The organism is Saccharothrix syringae, from assembly GCF_009498035.1.
Classification (GTDB): Bacteria; Actinomycetota; Actinomycetes; order Mycobacteriales; family Pseudonocardiaceae; genus Actinosynnema; species Actinosynnema syringae.
The window spans coordinates 5,645,611-5,667,252 of the sequence record NZ_CP034550.1; the positions used below are offsets into that span (position 1 = coordinate 5,645,611).

2 protein-coding genes are annotated in these 21,642 nt (G+C 75.3%); both read right to left on the minus strand.

Features of this window, described 5'->3' with window-relative positions; translation table 11 throughout:
• Nucleotides 1-6 precede the first annotated feature (6 nt).
• The gene (locus tag EKG83_RS48180; protein ID WP_228122184.1) at nucleotides 7-10,809 is read right to left on the minus strand and encodes a type I polyketide synthase; all 10,803 of its coding nucleotides are present in this window, start codon (nucleotides 10,807-10,809) and stop codon (nucleotides 7-9) included.
• Between the two features lie 40 nt (nucleotides 10,810-10,849).
• Nucleotides 10,850-21,619, minus strand: coding sequence for a type I polyketide synthase (locus EKG83_RS24475; protein WP_153278347.1), 10,770 nt, complete (start codon nucleotides 21,617-21,619; stop codon nucleotides 10,850-10,852).
• Nucleotides 21,620-21,642 lie beyond the last annotated feature (23 nt).

Here is a 21,642-nt window from a genome sequence, read left to right on the forward strand (position 1 = left end):
GCGTCGTCACTGGTCCGACCTGCCGAGTTCGGTGTTGATGAAGGCGAAGAGGTCGTCGTCCGACGCCGCCTCGATGAGGTCGGCGGTGTCGTCCTCGACCCGCTCGCCGCCGATCCGGTCGAGCAGCGCCCGGACGTGGCCGACGACGCGGTCCCGCTCGAACGCGTCGGCCGCGGTCGCCGCGGCGGTCTCCAGCAGGTCGATCCCGGCCAGGGCCCGGTCGACCGGCGCGTCGTCGGGCACCAGGCCCGCGCCCAGGTGCCGGGCCAGGGCCCGGGGGGTGGGGTGGTCGAAGACCACACCCGCGGCCAGCGCCAGCCCGGTGGCCGCGCGGAGCCGGTTGCGCAGCTCGACCGCGGTGAGCGAGTCGAACCCGATGTCCTGGAAGGCCCGGTCCGGGTCCACGGCGTCCGGCCCGGCGTGGCCGAGGACGGCGGCGGCCCCGGTGCGGACCAGGTCGAGCACCGCGGTCTCCCGCTCGGCCGGCGACAGCCGGGCCAGGGTCCGGGTGAGCGCGCCGTCGTCGTCCGGTCCGGACCGCACGTCCGCCGCGTCGGCGGCCTCGGGCAGCGCGTCGAACAGCCGGCTGGCGCGCTGGAGCGTGAACGTGGGCGCGAACCGCGACCAGTCCACGTCCGCGACCACCACGGCGGCCTCGCCGTCGGCGACGGCCTGGTCCAGGGCGGTCAGGGCCGTGTCGGCGGCCATGGCGCGCACACCGCCGCGGTCGAGCTGCCCGCGGCGCTCGTCGTCGAGCATGCCCACGCCCCACGAGCCCCACGCCACCGCGGTCGCCGGTTCGCCCCCGGCCCGCCGCCGCTGGGCGAGGGCGTCGAGGAAGGCGTTCGCCGCGGAGTAGGCGGCCTGCCCGCCGCTGCCCCACACGCCCGCGATCGAGGAGAACAGCACGAACGCGTCGAGCGGGGTGCCCGCGAGCACGGCGTCCAGGTTGAGCGCGCCGACCACCTTGGTCGCGACGGCGTCCGCGAACCCGGCGGCCGTGGTGTCGGCCAGCGCGCCGAAGTGCACCGCCCCGGCCGCGTGGACGACCGCGCGGATCGGCCCCACCGCACCGGTGGCCGCGGCGACCGCGGTGCCGAGCGCGGCCGCGTCGGTGACGTCGCAGGCCAGGACCGTGACCGCGGTGCCGAGCTCCTCGGTGAGGGCCCGCGCGCCCGGGGCGTCCGGCCCGCCGCGGCTGAGCAGCACCACGTGCTCGGCACCGCGGTCGAGCACCCACCGGGCCACCAGCCCGCCGAGCGCGCCGGTGCCACCGGTGATCAGCACCGCGCCCCGGGGTCGCCACGACGCGGTGCGCCCGGCCGGTCGGGTGGCGCGCACGAGCCTGCGCACCAGCACCCCGGTGTCGCGCACCGCGACCTGGTCCTCCCCGGTGGCGCCGGCGATCGCCCGCAGCACCCCGTCGACGACCCGCGGGGTGAACCGCTCGGGCAGGTCGACCAGACCGCCCCACCGGTCGGGGTGTTCGAGGGCGGCGACCCTGCCGACACCCCACAGCAGCGCCTGCGCGGGCGCGGTGACCGGGTCGGCGGGCTGGGTGGACACCGCGCCGCGGGTGGCGCACCACAGGGGCGCCCCGACCCCCGCGTCGCCCAGCGCGCGCAGGAGGGTCACGGTGCGCGCCGCGCCGGCGGTCACCGCGTCGGCGTCGTCCTCCAGGGCGAGCAGCGACAGCACGCCCGTCACGGGCACCTCGACCGCGGCCAGGTCTTCGACGAGCCGGGCGGGGTCGTCGAAGACCTCGATCCGGCGGACGTCGAAGCCGCGTGCGGCGAGGTCGCCCGCGATACCGCCCGCCCGGTCCCCGCCGCCCACGACGAGCCACGTCCCCGACGGGGTCGGCACGTCCGCGGCGGGCAGCGGGTGCCAGGCGACGCGGTAGCGCAGGCCGTCGACCTCGGCCAGTTCCGCGCGCCGCTTCCGCCACGAGGAGAGGGCGGGCAGGACGGCGGACAACCCGTCGTCGGGGCGCACGGCCAAGGCGTCGGCCACCGCCGCGACGTCACCACTGTCGATCGACTCCCACAGGACCGCGTCCAACGGGTCGAGCGCGGCTGTCGGCGGCGCGGGGTCGGGCCAGTAGCGGGTGTGCTCGAACGGGTAGGTGGGCAGGTCGACGACACGGGCACCGGTGTCGGCGAACACCGTCCGCCAGTCGACGTCCACGCCGTGGCAGAACAGCTCGCCCGCCGACTGCAACACCCGGTCCAGGCCACCCTCGTCGCGCTTGAGCGTGCCCACCGCCACCGCCTCGACCCCGACGGCGTCGAAGGTCTCCTGCATCCCCACCGTGAGCACCGGATGCGGACTGACCTCCACGAACACCCGATGCCCATCCGCCAACGCGGCGCGTATGCCCTGCTCGAACCGCACCGTCCGCCGCAGATTCCGATACCAGTAACCCGCGTCCATCAGCGCGGCACCGACCGGCTCGCCCTCAACCGTCGAATGCAGCGGGATCTCGGCCTCGCGCGGCTCGATCCCCGCCAGCACCTCGGCCAACTCCGACTCGATCGCCTCCACGTGCGCCGAGTGCGAGGCGTAGTCCACCGGAACCCGACGAGCCCGAACACCCTCGGCCTCACAGCGGGCCACCAACACGTCCAACTCCGCCACATCACCGGAAACCACCGTCGAAGACGGGCCGTTCACCGCCGCCACCGACACACCCATACCCAACAACGGCAATACCTGCTCCTCGGGCAGCGACACCGACACCATGCCCCCGGCCCCGCTGAGCGCCCGGATAGCGCGACTGCGCAAAGCGACCACCCGCGCCGCATCCTCCAACGACAACGCACCCGCCACACACGCCGCCGCGATCTCACCCTGCGAATGACCCACCACAGCCGCCGGCACCACACCCAGCCAGCGCCACAGCTCCGCCAACGACACCATCACCGCGAACAACACCGGCTGCACCACATCAACCCGGTCAAACCCAGTCCCCGACCGCACCGCCTCCAACAACGACCAACCGGTCAACGGGTCCAACACCGCCGCGCATTCATCCAGCCGTCGAGCGAACACCTCCGACGACTCCAGCAGGTCCACCGCCATAGCCGCCCACTGCGCCCCCTGACCGGGGAACACGAACACCACACCACCACCGGGAACCGGAGCCGCAGCAGGCTGCTCACCCGCAGCCACGACCGTCAGCCCGTCAACACCCCCCAGCACCACTGCCCGGTGCTCGAACACCGAACGCGACAACAACGAAAAACCAACATCGACCGGCGACCTGTCGGCCACCACGGGCAACAGGCGAGCCGCCTGGGCGCGCAACGCCTCCGGGGTCCTCGCCGACAACACCCACGGCACAACCGGCGGCCCCACCCGGTCCGGAACGACCTCGCCATCCACATCGGCCTGTTCGAGGATCACGTGCGAGTTCGTCCCGCTCACGCCGAACGACGACACACCCACCCGCCGCGGACGACCCGTCTCAGGGAAAGTCCTGGCCTCGGTCAGCACCTCCACCGCGCCGGACTCCCAATCGACCTCCGGCGTGGGCTCATCCACGTGCAAGGTCTTGGGCAACAGCCCTTCCCTCAGCGCCATGACGCTCTTGATCACGCCAGCCACGCCCGCAGCGGCCTGGGCGTGACCGATGTTCGACTTCAACGACCCCAACCACAACGGCTCACCACGACCCTGCCCATAGGTCGCCAACAACGCCTGCGCCTCGATCGGATCACCCAACCGAGTCCCCGTCCCATGCGCCTCCACCGCATCCACATCGGACGCAGACAAACCCGCATTGGCCAACGCCTGCCGGATCACCCGCTGCTGCGAGGGCCCGTTCGGCGCGGTCAACCCGTTCGACGCACCGTCCTGGTTCACCGCCGAACCACGCACCACCGCCAACACCCGATGACCATTCCGCCGGGCGTCCGACAACCGCTCCACCAGCAGCAAACCCACGCCCTCGGACCACCCGGTCCCGTCCGCAGAAGCCGAGAACGCCTTGCACCGACCGTCCGGCGCCAACCCGCGCTGACGGCTGAACTCGACGAACAGGTCGGGGGTGGACAGCACGGCGACGCCGCCGACCAGGGCGAGGTCGCACTCGCCGGACCGCAACGACTGCCCCGCCAGGTGCAACGCCACCAACGACGACGAACACGCCGTGTCCACCGTCACCGCCGGACCCTCGAACCCGAACGTGTAAGCAACCCGACCCGACAGCACGCTCCCGGTGTTGCCGGTCAGCAGGTAGCCCTCGCGGTTCTCCGGGTCCCGCGCCAGCAGCGACGAGTAGGTCTGCCCGCTCGCGCCGACGAACACCCCGGTGCGGCTGCCGCGCAGGCCCGCCGGGTCGATCCCGGCGCGTTCGAGCACCTCCCACGCCGATTCCAGCACCAGTCTCTGCTGGGGGTCCATGGCCACCGCCTCGCGCGGCGAGATCCCGAAGAACGCCGCGTCGAAGCCGGCCGCGTCGGGCAGGAAGCCCCCGCCGCGCGCGTAGGTGGTGCCGGGCCGGTCGGGGTCGGCGTCGAACAGGCCGTCGAGGTCCCAGCCGCGGTCGGCGGGGAACCCGGTGATGCCGTCGACGCCGTCGACCACCAGCCGCCACAGGTCCTCGGGCGAGGTCACCCCGCCGGGGAACCGGCAGGCCATGCCGACGATGACCACCGGGTCGCCCGTCGTCGACGCCGGCGCGGCGACGACGGGCGCGGTCGCGCCGCCACCCAGCAGCTCGTCGAGGAGGTGGCCGGTGAGCACGGCGGGGGTGGGGTGGTCGAACACCAGGGTGGCCGGCAGGCGCAGGCCGGTCAGCGCGGCGAGCCGGTTGCGGACCTCGATCGCGGTGAGCGAGTCGAAGCCCATCTCCTGGAACGCCTTGTCCACCGCGACGGCCGCCGCGGACCCGTGCCCGAGCACGGCGGCCGCCTCGGACCGGACGAGGTCCAGGACGTGCCGGTGCCGTTCCTCGGTCGACCGCGCCGCCAGTTGGCCGGCCAGGTCCGGGGCGCCGGTCCCCGCCGGCCGCACCACCCGCCGCGCCGGCGCGCGGACCAGGCCGCGCAGCAGCGCGGGCACGTCGTCGCGCCGGCGCCACGCGGCGAGGTCGAGCCGCGCCGGCACGACCGCGGCGCGTCCCGCGGCCAGCGCGGCGTCGAACAGGGCGAGGCCCTGCTCGGCGTCGATCGGCAGCAGGCCGCCGCGGGCCATCCTGGCCCGGTCGGCCGCGCCGAGCCCGGCCGTCATGCCCGCGCCGTCCCCCCACAGGCCCCACGCCAGGGAGACGGCGGGCAGACCGCGTGCCCGGCGGTGCCGCGCGAGGCTGTCCAGCGCGGCGTTGGCGGCGGTGTACCCGGCCTGGCCGGGCGCGCCCAGCACTCCCGCCGCCGAGGAGAACAGCACGAAGGCGGCGAGGTCCAGGTGCTCGGTCAGCTCGTGCAGGTGCCACGCGGCGCCCGCCTTGGGCCCCAGCACCCCCTCGAACCGCTCGGGGGTCTGGGCGGCGAGCACGCCGTCGTCGAGGACGCCCGCGGCGTGCACCACGGCGGTCAGCGGCGCCGCGAGGCCGTCGACGAGGCGGGCCAGCGCGGCGCGGTCGGTCACGTCGACGGCCTCCACGCGGACGTCCGCGCCCAGCGCGGTCAGCTCCTCGCGCAGCTCGGTCGCGCCGCTCGCGCCCGGACCGCTCCTGCTGACCAGCACCAGCCGCCGCGCGCCATGGGCGGTCACCAGGTGGCGGGCCACCAGGGCGCCGAGGGCACCGGTCGCGCCGGTCACCAGCACGGTGCCTGCCGGGTCCCAGGGGCGGGGGAAGGTGAGCACGAGCTTGCCGACGTGGCGGGCCGCGCTCAGGTGCCGCACCGCCGAGCGCACGTCCGCGACCTCCCACGGGGTGACCGGCGCCGGGCGCAGCCGGCCGGCGCGGAACAGGTCCAGCACCTCGGCCAGCATCCGCCCGATCCGCTCCGGCCCGGCTTCGAGCAGGTCGAACGCCCGGTAGCCCGCCACGCCCTCGCGGACGTCGGTCTTGCCCATCTCCAGGAACCGGCCGCCGGGGGCGAGCAGCCGCAGGGAGGCGTCCACGTAGTCGCCGGCCAGGGAGTTGAGCACGACGTCCACCGGCGGGAACCGGTCCGCGAAGCCGAGGTCCCGCGACGAGGCGATGTGCGCGTCGTCGAGGCCGAACTCCCGGAGGGTGCCCCACTTCGCGGGGCTCGCGGTGGCGAAGACCTCCGCCCCGAGGTGGCGGGCGAGCTGGATGGCGGCGAGGCCGACGCCGCCGGCGCCCGCGTGGACCAGCACCTTCTCGCCCGCGCGCAGCCCGGCGAGGTCGACCAGGCCGTAGCGGGCGGTCAGGTGGACCACCGGCACGGCCGCCGCGGCGGTGAACGACCAGCCCTCGGGCACGTGCTCCAGCACCTCGTGGTCGGCCACCACCACGGGGCCGAGCACGCCGTGGAACAGGCCGAACACCCGGTCGCCGGGGGCGAAGGAGGTCACGCCGGCACCGACGTCGAGCACGACGCCCGCGCCTTCCGACCCCAGGGCCGCCGCGCCGGGGTACACGCCGAGGGTGATCAGCGCGTCCCGGAAGTTCAGCCCGGCCGCGCGCACCGAGATCCGCACCTCCCCCGGTCCGAGCGGCCGCCCGGCCTCGGGGTGCGGCACCGCGACGAGGCCGTCGACGGTGCCCGTGCCGCCGGTGGCGAGCCGCCACGGCGAGGTGGGGAGGTCGAGCCGGTCCTCGGTCCCGACCCGGGCGAGCCGCGGCACGTGCGCGGTCCCGGAGCGCACCGCGCACTCCGGCTCGCCGGACGCGGCGACGGCCAGGGCGGCGCGCAGCGACCCGGGGTCGTCGTCGACGTCCGCCAGTGCGAAGCGGCCGGGCTGCTCCAGGCGCGCGGTCCGCACCAGGCCCCAGGTGGCGCCGCGGCCGGGGTCGGGCACCGCGTCGCCGGGCAGGGCCGCCACCGCGCCGCGGGTGAGCAGCAGCAGCCGCGCCCCCGCGAACTCCTCGGCCGCGGCCCACCCCTGCACCAGGGCGAGGGCGTCGACCGCGGTGGACGGCCCGGGGCCGTCGGGGTCGCGCGGGTGGTCGGCGACCACCAGGTCCGGCAGCGGTTCGCCCCGCCGCAGCCGGGCGCGCAGGCCGTCGAGCCCGTCCGGGCCCAGGTGCAGGGCGGTGGGTTCGCCCGTCGGCACGGGGTGCTCCACCCAGTCGACGTGGAACAGCGCGTCGGCGGCGGTCGGGCGCACGCCGCCCGCGGTCACCGGCCGCAGGGTCAGCGACGCCGCGGTGAGCACGGGTTGCCCGGACGGGTCGGTGGCGACCAGCGCCGCGGTGGCGGGGCCGGTGCGGGTGAGCCGCACCCGCAGCTCCGCCGCGCCCGCGGCGTGCACGGTGACCCCGGACCAGGCGTAGGGCAACCCCGGCGCCACCAGCCCGGCCGGGCCGAGGGCGTGCAGGGCGGCGTCGAGCAGGGCGGGGTGCACGCCCCAGGCGGCCAGGTCGTCACCGGCGGCCTCGGCGGGCAGGGCCACCTCGGCGAACACCTCGTCGCCCGCGCGCCACGCCGCCCGCAGGCCCCGGAAGGCGGGGCCGTAGGCGAAGCCGTCGTCGGCCGCGCGGTCGTAGGCGCCTTCGAGGTCGAGGGGGACGGCGTCCGGCGGCGGCGTGGTCGACGCGGCGGGGACGTGCGGGTCGGCGGCGGTCAGCACGGCCGTCGCGTGGTGGGTCCAGGACTCGCCGTCCACGTCCCGGGAGTGCACCGTCAGCCCGCGCGCACCGGTCCCGTCCGGGCCGCGCACCAGGACCTGGACGCGCACGGCGCCCCTGTCCGGCAGCACCAGCGGCGCGGTGAGGGTCAGCTCCGCCACGTGGCGGGCACCCACCTGCTCGCCCGCCCACGCGGCCAGGTCGACGAACACCGTGCCCGGCAGCAGGACCGCGCCGTGCACCGCGTGGTCGGCCAGCCACGGCCGGGCGCGCCGGGACAGCACACCGGTGAGCAGCACCCCGTCGTCGTCGGCGAGCTGGGTGACGGCGCCGAACAGCGGGTGCCCGGCCGGCCCGAGACCGGCGGCCGCGAGGTCCGCGCCCGGCGCCGCGCCGGCGTCGAGCCAGTAGCGGTCGCGCTGGAACGCGTAGGTGGGCAGGTCCACGGTCCGCGCCCCGGTGTCGGCGAACGCCGCCGCCCAGTCCACCGGGACGCCCCGGGTGTGGGCGCCGGCGAGCGCGGTGAGCGCGGCCGCGGGCTCGTCGCGCTCGCGGCGGGACAGCGGCAGCGCGGCGATCCCGGGGGCGCACTCGCCCACCATCGCGGTGAGCACGCCGTCGGGTCCCACCTCCAGCGCGGTGCGCACGCCCTCGGCGGCGAGCGCGGCCACGGCGTCGGCGAAGCGGACGGGTTCGCGGACGTGGCGCACCCAGTAGTCGGGGTCGGCCAGGTCGGCCGCCGTCGCGACGGCCCCGGTGAGCGTGGACACGACCGGCACCGCGGGCGCCTCGGCCCGCACCCCCGCGACGACGGCGCGGAACCGGTCGAGCACCGGCTCCACCAGCGGCGAGTGGAACGCGTGGCTGACCGCGAGGCGCTTGGCCTTCCGGCCGCGGGCGCGGAACGCGGCCAGGACGTCGAGCACGCCGCCCTCGTCCCCGGACACCACCACCGCCCGCGGTCCGTTGACCGCGGCCACGGCGACACCCGGCCGGGTGGGCAGCTCGGCCAGCACCTCCTCCTCGGTGGCGCCCACCGCGCCCATGGCCCCGCCGGCGGGCAGGGCCTGCATGAGGGTGGCGCGCGCGGCGACGACCCGGGCCGCGTCGGCCACCGACCAGACGCCCGCGACGTGCGCGGCGGCGTACTCGCCGATGGAGTGGCCGACGAGGAAGTCGGGGGTGACGCCGAAGGACTCCAGCAGGCGGTGCAGGGCCACCTCGAACGCGAACAGGGCGGGCTGGGTCCACCCGGTCCGGTCGAGGGCGCCAGCGGGGTCACCGGCCATCACCTCGCGCAGCGAGCCGGGCAGCAGCGGGTCGAACGCCGCGCACACCTCGTCCAGCGCGGCGGCGAAGACGGGGAACGCCGCGGCGAGCCCGGTACCCATGCCCGCGCGCTGGGCGCCCTGGCCGGTGAACAGCACGGCGAGCCCACCGGGCGCGGTGGAGCCGGTGACGACGCCGGGCGCGGCCGTGCCCGACGCGACCGCGCGCAGGCCGCGGACGAGGTCGTCGAGGTCGGTGCCGAGCACGACGGCGCGGTGGTCGAGCGCCGCCCGGGTGGTCGCCAGCGACCAGCCGACGTCCGGCGGCGGGACGTCGGCGCCCAGGGACGCCGCCAGTTTCGCCGCCTGGGCGCGCAGACCGGCCTCCGAGGCGCCGGACAGCACCCACGGCACCGGCCCGGGGCGAACCACCACCGCGGCCCCCGGCTCCGGTTCCGGTTCGGGCGCGTCCTCGATGACGACGTGGGCGTTGGTGCCGCTGATGCCGAACGACGACACCCCCGCCCGGCGCACGCGGTCGCCCGCGGGCCACGGCCGCGCCTCGGTCAGCAGCTCGACGGCGCCCGCGGACCAGTCCACCTGGGACGTCGGCGCGTCGACGTGCAGGGTCACCGGCAGTTCGGCGTGCCGCAGCGCCATGATGACCTTGATGATCCCGGCCACGCCGGCGGCGGCCTGGGTGTGGCCGATGTTCGACTTCAGCGACCCCAGCCACAACGGCCGGTCCCGCCCCTGCCCGTAGGTCGCCAGCAGCGCCTGAGCCTCGATCGGATCACCCAACCGGGTACCGGTCCCGTGCGCCTCCACGACGTCCACATCGGATGTGGAAAGACCCGCATCGGCCAACGCCTGCCGGATCACCCGCTGCTGCGAGGGCCCGTTCGGCGCGGTCAACCCGTTCGACGCACCGTCCTGGTTCACCGCCGAACCCCGCACCACCGCCAACACCCGGTGACCATTCCGCCGGGCGTCCGACAACCGCTCCACCAGCAGCATCCCGGCGCCCTCGCCCCAGCCCACGCCGTCGGCGGCGTCGGCGAAGGACTTCGACCGCCCGTCGGGCGCGGACCCCCGCTGACGGCTGAACTCCAGCAGCACGCCGGGCGCCGCCATCACCGCGACACCGCCGACCAGCGCCATCGTGCACTCGCCCGCCCGCAGCGCCCGCACCGCCAGGTGCAGCGCGACCAGCGAGGAGGAGCACGCGGTGTCGACGGTCAGCGCCGGGCCCTCCAGGCCGAAGGTGTAGGCGAGCCTGCCCGACATCACGCTGGGCGTGGTGCCGGTCATCAGGTACCCGGCGACCTCCTCGGGCGCGTGGGCCAGCGGCGGGGCGTAGTCCCAGGTGTTGGCGCCGACGAACACGCCGGTCCGGCTGCCCCGCAGCGACCCGGGGTCGATGCCCGCCCGCTCGAACGCCTCCCAGGAGACCTCCAGCAGCAGCCGCTGCTGCGGGTCCATCGCCAGCGCCTCGCGCGGGGAGATGCCGAAGAAGCCCGCGTCGAACTCGGCCAGCCCGGTCAGCATCGCCGCCTGGTCGGAGTAGACCGTGCCCGGCCGCGAGCCCTCGGGGTCGTACAGGGCGTCGACGTCCCAGCCCCGGTCGTCGGCGAACCGGGTCACCGCGTCGCCACCGGCGGCCACCAGCCGCCACAGGTCCTCGGGCGAGGTCACCCCGCCGGGGAACCGGCACGCCGCGCCGCAGATCGCGATCGGCTCGGCCACCCGCCCCTCCAGCTCCCGCACGCGCTCACGGGTCTGGACGAGGTCGGCGGTGACCCACCGCAGGTACTCCCGGAGCTTCTCTTCGCTCTCCATCAGCAGACCGCTCTCTCCGCAACCGTCGGGGTCCGTGCCGTCACTCGGACTTGCCCAGTTCCTTGTTGATGAAGTCGAAGATCTCGTCGTCCGACGCCGAACCGAGGCGCTGCGCGGCCGCGCGGGCGGTCGCGGGCGCCGCGCCGACGCGGGCGAGGACGTCGCGCGCCCGCGAGACCAGCGCGGACCGCCCCGGCTCGTCCGGCGGGATCGCGGCCAGGGCCGCGTCGAGCCGGTCCAGCTCGGCCAGCACCGAGTCCACGGTGACCGGCTCGGGCTCGGGCGTGAGCCGCCCGGCGAGGTGGCGCGCCAGCGCGGTGGGCGTCGGGTGGTCGAACACCAGCGTCGCGGGCAGCTTCAGCCCCGTCGCGCCGGTGAGGCGGTTGCGCAGCTGCACGGCCGCCAGCGAGTCGAACCCGATCTCCCGGAACGCCGTGCCCGGTTCGACGTCGGCGCCCGACGCGTGCCCGAGCACGGTGGCGACCTCGCCCCGGACCAGCCGCAGCAGCTCGCGGTCCCGCTCGGCCGCGGACAGGGCCAGCAGGCGCCCGCGCGGGTCCTCGTCCGCCCCGGCGGGCCGGTCCGCCGACCGCGCGGGCCCGGCGGCCAGGGCGCGCACCTCGGGCAGGTCGCGCAGCAGCGGTTTCGGCGTGCCGCCGTGCACGGCGGCGACGAACCGCCGCCAGTCCACGTCCACCACCGTGACGAAGGGCTCGTCGGCCTTGGTGCTCCAGCGCAGGGCGGACGCGGCGACGTCCGGGTCCATCGGCCGGAAGCCGCGGCGCCGGATGCGCTCCTCGTTCTCGTTGAGCGCGGCCATGCCCTCGCCCGCCCACAGGCCCCAGCCGACGGAGGTGCCGACCAGCCCCTCCACCCGGCGGCGCTGGGCCAGGGAGTCCAGGAAGGTGTTGCCCGCCGCGTACGCGCCCTGGCCCGCGGAGCCCAGCCCGCCGGAGACCGAGGAGAACAGGACGAACGCGTCCAGGTCGCGGTCCGCGGTCAGCTCGTGCAGGTTCAGCGCCGCGGTGACCTTGGGCCGCAGCACGACCTCCAGGTCGTCCGGCGACACGGAGTCGAGCACGCCGTCGTGCGACACGCCCGCCGTGTGCACCACCGCGGACAACCGCTCGCCCGCGGGCAGCCCGTCGAGCAGCGCGGCCAGCGCGTCGCGGTCGGCCGCGTCGCACGCGGCGACGGTGACCCGCGTGCCGAGCGCGGCCAGCTCGTCCACCAGTTCGGCCACCCCCGCCGCGGCGGGACCGCTGCGGCTGGCGAGCACCAGGTGCTCGGCGCCGTTGCGGGCCAGCCAGCGGGCGACGTGCTTGGCCAGGCCGCCGGTGCCGGTGACCAGCACGGTGCCGGAGGGCGCCCACCCGCCGTCGGGGGCGTGCTCGGCGGCCGGGACGCGGGCGAGCCTGCGGACGAACACCCCGGAGTCGCGGACGGCCACCTGGTCCTCGTCCCGGTCCGCCGCCAGCACCTCGCCCAGCCGGGCCGCGGCCCGGTCGGTGACCGCGGGTGGCACGTCGACCAGGCCGCCCCACCGCTGGGGGTGCTCCAGGGCGACGACCCGGCCGAGGCCCCAGGCCGTCGCCTGGAGCGGGGCGGTCAGCAGGTCGCCGGCGGCGGCGAGCACCGCGTCCCGCGTGGCCTGCCACAGGCGGGCCGCGATGCCCGCGTCGTCGAGCGCCTGGACGAGCGCGACCGACCGGGCCAGGCCACCCGGCACGCCCCGGTGGTCCGGCAGGGGGCGTTCGTCCAGGGCCAGCCAGGACAGCACGCCCGTCACCGCGCCGCGGTCCGCGACCACGTCCGCGAGCCGCCGGGCCAGCGACCCGCGGTCCGCGTCGGCGGGCACGACGACGTCGCGCACCTCGGCACCCCGCGCCGTCACGGCGGCCCGGGACGCCGACACCCACTCGTCGTCGACGTGGTCCTCGCCGACGACCAGCAGCCACGTGCCGGTCAGGCTCGCGTCCGGCGCGTCGCCGACACCGGTCCACCGGACGCGGTAGCACCAGGCGTCCAGGGCGTTCGCGCGGTGGGTCAGGGCGGAGCGCGCCGCGGCCAGTTGGTCGGGGGTGACCGGCCGGGCGACGAGCGCGTCGGCCGAGGCCACCGGGCGGCCGGCGGCGTCCGCGACGGTGAGCGCCGCGGACCCCTCGCCCAGCCGGCGGAACCGGACGCGCAGCGCCGCCGCACCCGTGGCGCGCAGCTGGAACCCCGTCCACGAGAACGGCAGCACCGCCCGGGTCGAGTCGCCGTGCAGGCCGATGATCGAGGCGTGCAGGGCCGAGTCCAGCAGGGCGGGGTGCAGGCCGAACCGGGCCGCCTCGGCCTCGTGCCCGGCCGGCAGGGCGACCTCGGCGAACACCTCGTCGCCGCGCCGCCACACCCGGCGCAGGCCCTGGAACGCGGCGCCGTAGCCGTAGCCCTGGTCCAGGAACCGGTCGTACACGCCCGTGAGGTCGAACTCCTCGGCGTCGACCGGCGGCCACGCGGACAGGTCCTCGCCGACCTCGTCCGCGGGCGTCGTGCCGAGCGCACCCGCCACGTGCTGGGTCCACTCGCCACCGTCCCCGGGCCTGGAGTACACGGCCAGGTCCCTGCGGGCCGCACCGTCGGGCGGGCCGACCACGACCTGCACATGGACGGCGCCCCGGTCGGGCAGGACGAGCGGGGCGTGCAGGGTCAGCTCCTCCACCCGGTCGCAGCCCACCTGGCGTGCGGCCCGGGTGGCCAGTTCGAGGAACCCGGTGCCGGGGAGCAGCACGGTGTCGAGCACGGCGTGGTCGGCCAGCCAGGGGTGGGTTCGCAGCGACAGCCTGCCGGTGAGCACGGTCCGCTCACCGTCCGCCAGCTCCACCGCGGCGCCCAGCAGCGGGTGGTCGGCTTCGGCGACGCCGAGCCCCACCGGGTCACCCGCCGCGGAGCGGTCACGGGGCATGAGCCAGTAGCTCTGCCGTTGGAAGGCGTAGGTGGGCAGGTCGACGGTGCGGGCGCCGGTATCGGTGAACACCGTCCGCCAGTCGACGTCCACACCGTGGCAGAACAGCTCGCCCGCCGACTGCAACACCCGGTCCAGGCCACCCTCGTCGCGCTTGAGCGTGCCCACCGCCACCGCCTCGACCCCGACCGCGTCGAAGGTCTCCTGCATCCCGACCGCCAGCACAGGATGCGGACTGACCTCCACGAACACCCGATGCCCATCCGCCAACGCGGCGCGTATGCCCTGCTCGAACCGCACCGTCCGCCGCAGATTCCGATACCAATAGCCCGCGTCCATCACCGTGGTGTCGATCCGCTGACCTTCCAGGGTCGAATACAGCGGAACCCCGGCCTCACGCGGCTCGATCCCGGCCAACACCTCCGCCAGCTCGGACTCGATCGCCTCCACATGGGCCGAATGCGACGCGTAGTCCACCGGCACCCGGCGAGCCCGAACACCCTCGGCCTCACAGCGGGCCACCAACACGTCCAACTCCGCCACATCACCGGAAACCACCGTCGAAGACGGGCCATTGACCGCCGCCACCGACACACCCGCACCCAACAACGGCAATACCCGCTCCTCGGGCAACGGCACCGACACCATCCCCCCGGCCCCGCTCAACGCCCGGATAGCGCGACTGCGCAAAGCGACCACCCGCGCCGCATCCTCCAACGACAACGCACCCGCCACACACGCCGCCGCGATCTCACCCTGCGAATGACCCACCACAGCCGCCGGCACCACACCCAGCCAGCGCCACAGCTCCGCCAACGACACCATCACCGCGAACAACACCGGCTGCACCACATCAACCCGATCAAAGCCAGTCCCCGACCGCACCGCCTCCAACAACGACCAACCGGTCAACGGGTCCAACACCGCCGCGCACTCACCCAACCGTCGAGCAAACACCCCCGACGACTCCAACAGGCCCACCGCCATAGCCGCCCACTGCGCCCCCTGCCCGGGGAACACGAACACCACACGCGAACCCACACCACCCGACCCCGACACCAAACCCGGAGCCGAATCACCCGACGCCAGCGCACCCACACCCGCCCGCAGCGCAGACCCGTCCCCCACCACGACGGCCCGGTGCTCGAACACCGAACGCGACAGCAACGAGAAACCAACGTCAACCGGGCGCACTCCGTCCACACCGGACAGGAGACGACGCGCCTGGGCCCGCAACGCCGCCGGCGTCTTGGCCGACAACACCCACGGCACCGAGGCGGGCGGCGCCAAGTCCTCCCCCGGTTCCGCGGCAGGCTGGTCCGGGGCCTGTTCGAGGATCACGTGCGAATTCGTCCCACTCACACCGAACGACGACACACCCACCCGCCGCGGACGACCCGTCTCGGGAAAAGCCCTCGCCTCGGTCAACACCTCCACCGCGCCGGATTCCCAGTCGACCTCCGGCGTGGGCTCATCCACGTGCAGAGTCTTGGGCAACAGCCCTTCCCGCAGCGCCATGACGCTCTTGATCACACCGGCCACGCCCGCGGCCGCCTGCGCGTGACCGATGTTCGACTTCAACGACCCCAACCACAACGGCTCACCACGACCCTGCCCATAGGTCGCCAACAACGCCTGCGCCTCGATCGGATCACCCAACCGAGTACCGGTCCCATGCGCCTCCACCGCATCCACATCGGATGGCGATAAACCGGCGTTGGCCAACGCCTGCCGGATCACCCGCTGCTGCGACGGACCATTCGGCGCCGTCAACCCGTTCGACGCACCGTCCTGGTTCACCGCCGAACCCCGCACCACCGCCAACACCCGATGACCATTCCGCCGCGCGTCCGACAACCGCTCCACCAGCAGTGCGCCGGCACCTTCGGACCACCCGGTCCCGTCCGCGGACGCCGAGAACGCCTTGCACCGGCCGTCCGGCGCCAACCCGCGCTGACGGCTGAACTCGACGAACAGGGTGGGCGTGGCCATCAGTGCCACACCGCCCACCACGGCCAGGTCGCACTCCCCCGACCTCAGGGCCTGCCCGGCCAGGTGCAGGGCCACGAGCGAGGCGGAGCACGCGGTGTCCACCGAGACGGCGGGTCCCTCGAAGCCGAACGTGTAGGAGATCCGACCGGAGATGACGCTGGCCGAGCCGCTGGTCAGCAGGTACCCCTGGTAGTCCTCGGGTGAGCCGGGCAGCAGGTTGGCGTAGTCCTGGCCGCCCGCGCCGACGAACACCCCGGTGCGGCTGCCGCGCAGGCCCGCCGGGTCGATCCCGGCGCGTTCGAACACCTCCCAGGAGATCTCCAGCAGCATCCGCTGCTGGGGGTCCAGGCCCAGTGCCTCCTTGGGCGAGATGCCGAAGAACGCCGCGTCGAACTCGTCGGGCGCGGTGAGGAAACCGCCTTCGCGGGCGTAGGTCCGGCCGATGCGGCCGGGATCGGGGTCGTAGAGGTCGTCCAGGTCCCAGCCGCGGTCGGTCGGGAAGGGGCCGACGACGTCCGTGCCGGTCGCCACCACCCGCCACAGGTCCTCGGGCGAGGTCACCCCGCCGGGGAACCGGCAGGCCATGCCGACGATGACCACCGGGTCGCCCGCCACGACCGCCGCGGGGAGCGCGGGCCCGACGGGAGCCGCCGGGACGGCACCGCCCTCCCCGAGTTCGCCCAGCACCAGGCGGGCGACGGCCGCGGGGCTCGGGTGGTCGAAGACCAGGGTGGCCGGCAGCCGCAGGCCGGTGGCCGCGTCGAGCCGGTTGCGCAGCTCGACCGCGGTCAGCGAGTCGAAGCCCATCTCCTGGAACGCCTTGTCCGGCACGACCGCGTCGGGCGAGGCGTGCCCGAGCACGGCCGCGACCTCGACGCGGACCACGTCGAGCACGGCGGGTTCACGCTCGGTCCCGACCAGTCCGGCCAGCCTGCGCCGCAGCGCGTCGGTGCCGTGCCCACCCGCGTCGACGACCCGTCGGGCGGGCGCGCGGACCAGGCCGCGCAGGACGACCGGCACGTCGCCGCCGCGGCGGACCGCGGCCAGGTCGAGCCGCACCGGGACCAGCGCGGGTCGTGGCGTGGCCACCGCGGCGTCGAACAGGGCGAGGCCCTGACCGGTGGGCATCGGCACGACGCCGCCGCGCGCCGCGCGGGCCCGGTCGGTCGCGGACAGGTTCTCGGTCATGGCGCTCAGCTCGGCCCAGAAGCCCCACGCGAGCGCGGTGGCCGGCAGGCCCCTGGCGGCGCGGTGGACGGCCAGGGCGTCGAGGAAGGCGTTGGCGGCGGCGTAGGGCGCCTGGCCCGCGCCGCCGAAGACCGACGCGGCCGAGGAGAACAGCACGAACGCCGACAGGTCCCGGTCCTCGGTCAGCTCGTGCAGGTGCCAGGCGGCGTCGACCTTGGGCCGCAGCACGCCCGCCACCCGCTCCGGGGTCAGCGAGGCCAGCACGCCGTCGTCGACGAGCCCCGCCGCGTGCACGACCGCGGTCGGGTCGGCCGCGTCGACCAGCGCCGCGGCGGCCTCCCGGTCGGCGAGGTCGCAGGCGACGACGCGGACGCGGGCACCCAGGTCGGTCAGCTCGGCGACCAGCTCCGCCACGCCCGGCGCGTCGGGGCCGCGGCGGCTCGCCAGGACCAGGTCGCGCACGCCGTGCGCGGTCGCCAGGTGCCGTGCGACCAGACCACCGAGCACGCCCGTGCCGCCGGTGACCAGCACGGTCGAACCCGGGCCGAACGGCGTGGCACCCGCGGGTGCGTCGGGGCGGGCCAGGCGGGGCACGACGGCCCCTCCGGCGCGCAGGGCCACCTGCGGTTCGTCGCCGGCCACCACCGCGGGGAGCACGGCGGCGAGCGCGTCGGGGCCACCGGTCCCGGCGTCCACCAGGACGAACCGGCCGGGCTGCTCGGTCTGCGCGGAGCGGACCAGGCCCCACGCGGCGGCCTGGGCGAGGTCGGTGACGTCCTCGCCGGGCCGGGTGGCGACCGCGCCGGCCGTCACCAGCACCAGGCGGGCCCCGTCGAGGCGCGGCTCGGCCGACCAGGCCCGCACGAGGGCCAGGGCGGCGGTGGTGACGTCGCGCACCGCGTCGGGCACGGGGCCGTCGCCCGCCGCCGGGCAGGCGACCACGACGGTGTCGGGCGTGGTGGCGCCCTCGTCCACCGCGCGCAGCAGCTCGGCGAGATCGGCGCGGACGTCCACCCGGTGCCCCGCACCGCGCAGGGCGCCGGCGAGGACCCGGTCCCCGAGCACCGCCCAGGTGCCGCCCCCGGACCGCGCCGGGAAGGGCCGGTCGACCCAGTCCAGGTGCCACAGCGCGTCGGGTCCGCGCTCGCGGAGCCGGTCGGCGGTCACCGGCCGCAGCACCAGGGACCCGATCGTCGCGACCGGTGCGCCGGACGCGTCCGCGACCGCCATCGACACGGTGTCGGGGCCCAGGCGGGTCAGCGCGACCCGCAGGGCTCCCGCGCCCGCGGCGTGCAGCGACACGCCGGTCCAGGTGAACGGCAACCGGCCCTCGTCGGAGGGCAGCAGCCCGCTCAGCCCGATGGCGTGCAGGGCGGCGTCCAGCAGGGCCGGGTGCAGGCCGAACGAGGAGGCGTCGGCGCGCAGGTCCTCGGGCAGCTCCACCTCGGCGAACGCGGTGTCCCCCGCCCGCCACGCCGCCCGCAGGCCCCGGAAGGCGGGTCCGTAGCCGTGGCCGGTCCCCGCCAGCCGGGCGTAGAGCCCTTCGGCGTCCAGGACCGCCGCCCCGGCGGGGGGCCACTGGTCCGGCGGCGGGGCGGGCGCGGTGCGGTCGGGGACGAGCACACCGGCCGCGTGCCGGGTCCAGCCGTCCTCGTCGGACTCCGGGCGCGAGTGGACGCCCACCTCGCGGCGTTCGTCGCCGTCCGGTGGTCCCACGACGACCTGGACGTGGACGGCCTCCCGCTCGGGCAGCAGCAGCGGCGCGTGGAGCGTCAGCTCCTCGACGCGGCTCGCACCCACCTGGTCGCCCGCGTGCACCGCCAGTTCCAGCAGCGCGGTGCCCGGCAGCAGGGTGGCGCCCATGATCACGTGATCGGTGAGCCAGGAGTGGGTGCGCCGGGAGAGCCTGCCGGTGAGCACCACGCCGTCACCATCGGCCAGTCGCACGGTCGCGCCCAGCAGCGGGTGCCCGGCCGCGCCGAGCCCCGCGGCTCCGATGTCACCGGCGCCGCTGCCCGCGTCGAGCCAGTACCGCTGGTGCTCGAACGGGTAGGTGGGCAGGTCGACCACGCGCGCACCCGTGCCGGCGAAGAAGGCTGGCCAGTCCACCGCCACGCCCCGGCTGTGCAGGGCGCCCAGCGCGCTGACCAGCGAGTGGACCTGCTCGCGGTCGCGGCGCTGGGTGGACACACACCCGTCGACCAACCCCGACAGCACCGCATCCGGACCGACTTCCAGGAACGTGCCCACGGCCGTCATAGCCTGGACCGCGTCGTGGAACCGCACCGTGCTGCGGACCTGCCCGACCCAATACGCCGGGTCGCACACCTCGTCCGACACCACCGCACCGGTCACCGTCGAGATCAACGGCAGATTCGGAACCTGGTAGGAAACCTCTTCCAGCACCGCCCGGTACTCGTCGAGCATCGGCTCGATCAAGACGGAGTGGAAAGCGTGACTGACCCGCAGCCGCTTGGTGCGCCGCCCCAGGGCGGCAAACTCCGCCGCCACCGCCAGAACTTGCTGCTCATCACCCGACAAAACCACCGAGTCCGGCCCGTTGACCGCCGCAATGTCGACACCCCGACCAGTGACTTCCTCCTCCGTGGCCTGCACCGCCACCATCGCCCCACCAGCGGGCAACGCCGCCATCAACCGACCACGAGCGGCAACCACCCGCACCGCATCGCCCAACGACCAGACACCCGCCACATGCGCAGCCGCCAACTCACCAATCGAATGCCCCGCCAACACCCCAGGCGACACACCCCACGAGGTCAGCAGCCGAAACAGGGCCACCTCAACAGCGAACAACCCCGGCTGCGCCCAACCAGTGTCATCCAGATCTTCCGCACCGTCGAACACCACCTCGCGCAAGCCGTCGCCGAACGCGGCACAGACCTCGTCGAACGCCTCGGCGAAGACAGGGAAAGCCGCATGCAGCTCACGGCCCATCCCCACCCACTGCCCACCCTGGCCCGAAAACAGCACACCGAGCCCACCGGGCACCACCGAACCCGACACCAGCCCCGGAGCCGAACCCCCCGACGCCAACGCCGCCAGACCCGCCCGCAACACCGGCCCGTTCCCCACCACCACGGCCCGGTGCTCGAAAGCGGTCCGGGTGGTGGTCAGCGAGAAGGCGATGTCCAGCGGGTCACCGGCCGAGGGGTCGTCCAGCCGGGTCAGCAGCCGCTCCGCCTGGGCGCACAGGGCGTTCTCCGACTTGGCCGACAGCACCCACGGCACCACGGGCAGGTCGACGGGCGTGACCGGCTCCTCCGGGGATTCCTCCGCCACCAGCTCGTCGGCCTGTTCGAGGATGACGTGGGCGTTGGTGCCGCTGATCCCGAACGACGACACCCCTGCCCGCCGCGCCCCTTCCTTCTCCGGCCACGGCCGCGCCTCGGTCAACAGCTCCACCGCACCCGCGGACCAATCGACCTCCGGCGTGCGCTCCTCGGCGTGCAACGTCTTGGGCAACAACCCCTCACGCAACGCCATGACCATCTTGATCACACCCGCCACACCCGCGGCGGCCTGCGCATGACCGATGTTCGACTTCAGCGACCCCAACCACAATGGCCGGTCCCGCTCCTGCCCGTAGGTCGCCAACAACGCCTGCGCCTCAATCGGATCACCCAACCGAGTACCGGTCCCGTGCGCCTCCACGACGTCCACATCGGACGGCGACAAACCGGCGTTCGCCAACGCCTGCCGGATCACCCGCTGCTGCGACGGCCCGTTCGGCGCGGTCAACCCGTTCGACGCACCGTCCTGGTTCACCGCCGAACCCCGCACCACCGCCAACACCCGGTGACCGTTGCGCCGCGCGTCCGACAACCGCTCCAGCAGCAGCAAACCCACGCCCTCGCCCCACCCGGCGCCGTCGGCGTCGGCCGAGAAGGAGCGGCACCGCCCGTCGGGGGACAGGGCCCGCTGCCTGCTGAACTCCACGTAGGCGGTCGGGTCGGACATGACGGTCACGCCGCCCGCCAGCGCCAGTTCGCAGTCGCCCGAGCGCAGGCCCTGCGCGGCCAGGTGCAGCGAGACCAGCGACGACGAGCACGCCGTGTCCACGGTCACCGCCGGGCCGGTCAGCCCCAGCGAGTAGGCGACGCGGCCGGAGGCGATGCTCCCCGCGCTGCCCGCCAGCAGGTAGCCCTCGATGCCGTCGGGGACCTGCCGGACCCGGTGGCCGTAGTCGCCGTACATCACGCCCGCGTACACGCCCACCGGCTTGTCCTTGACGGTGTGCGGCGCGATGCCCGCCCGTTCGAAGACCTCCCAGGCGACCTCCAGCAGTTGGCGCTGCTGCGCGTCGATGGCCAGCGCCTCGCGGGGGCTCACCTCGAAGAACGCGGGGTCGAACCGGTCGGCGCCGTAGAGGAACCCGCCGTCGCGGACGTAGGTCTTGCCCACCTGCTCGGGGTCCGGGTCGTACAGGGCGTCGACGTCCCACCCGCGCGTGTCCGGGAACGGGCCGATGGCGTCCGTGCCGTCGGCGACAAGCCGCCACAACCCCTCGGGCGAGGTCACCCCGCCGGGGAAGCGGCAGGCCATCCCGATGATCGCGATCGGCTCGCCCCTCCGCCGCTCCAGTTCCCGCAACCGGTGTCGGGTCTGGTACAGGTCGGCGGTGACCTTCTTGAAGTAGGAGACGAGCTTCTCGTCGTTCGCCATTGCGCTGAGCACCCCACTCGATC

Bases quoted from the DNA above. Each gene is read 5' to 3' on its own strand.
- EKG83_RS48180 (WP_228122184.1), bottom strand. From the start codon at position 10,809: ATGGAGAGCGAAGAGAAGCTCCGGGAGTACCTGCGGTGGGTCACCGCC.
- EKG83_RS24475 (WP_153278347.1), bottom strand. From the start codon at position 21,619: ATGGCGAACGACGAGAAGCTCGTCTCCTACTTCAAGAAGGTCACCGCC.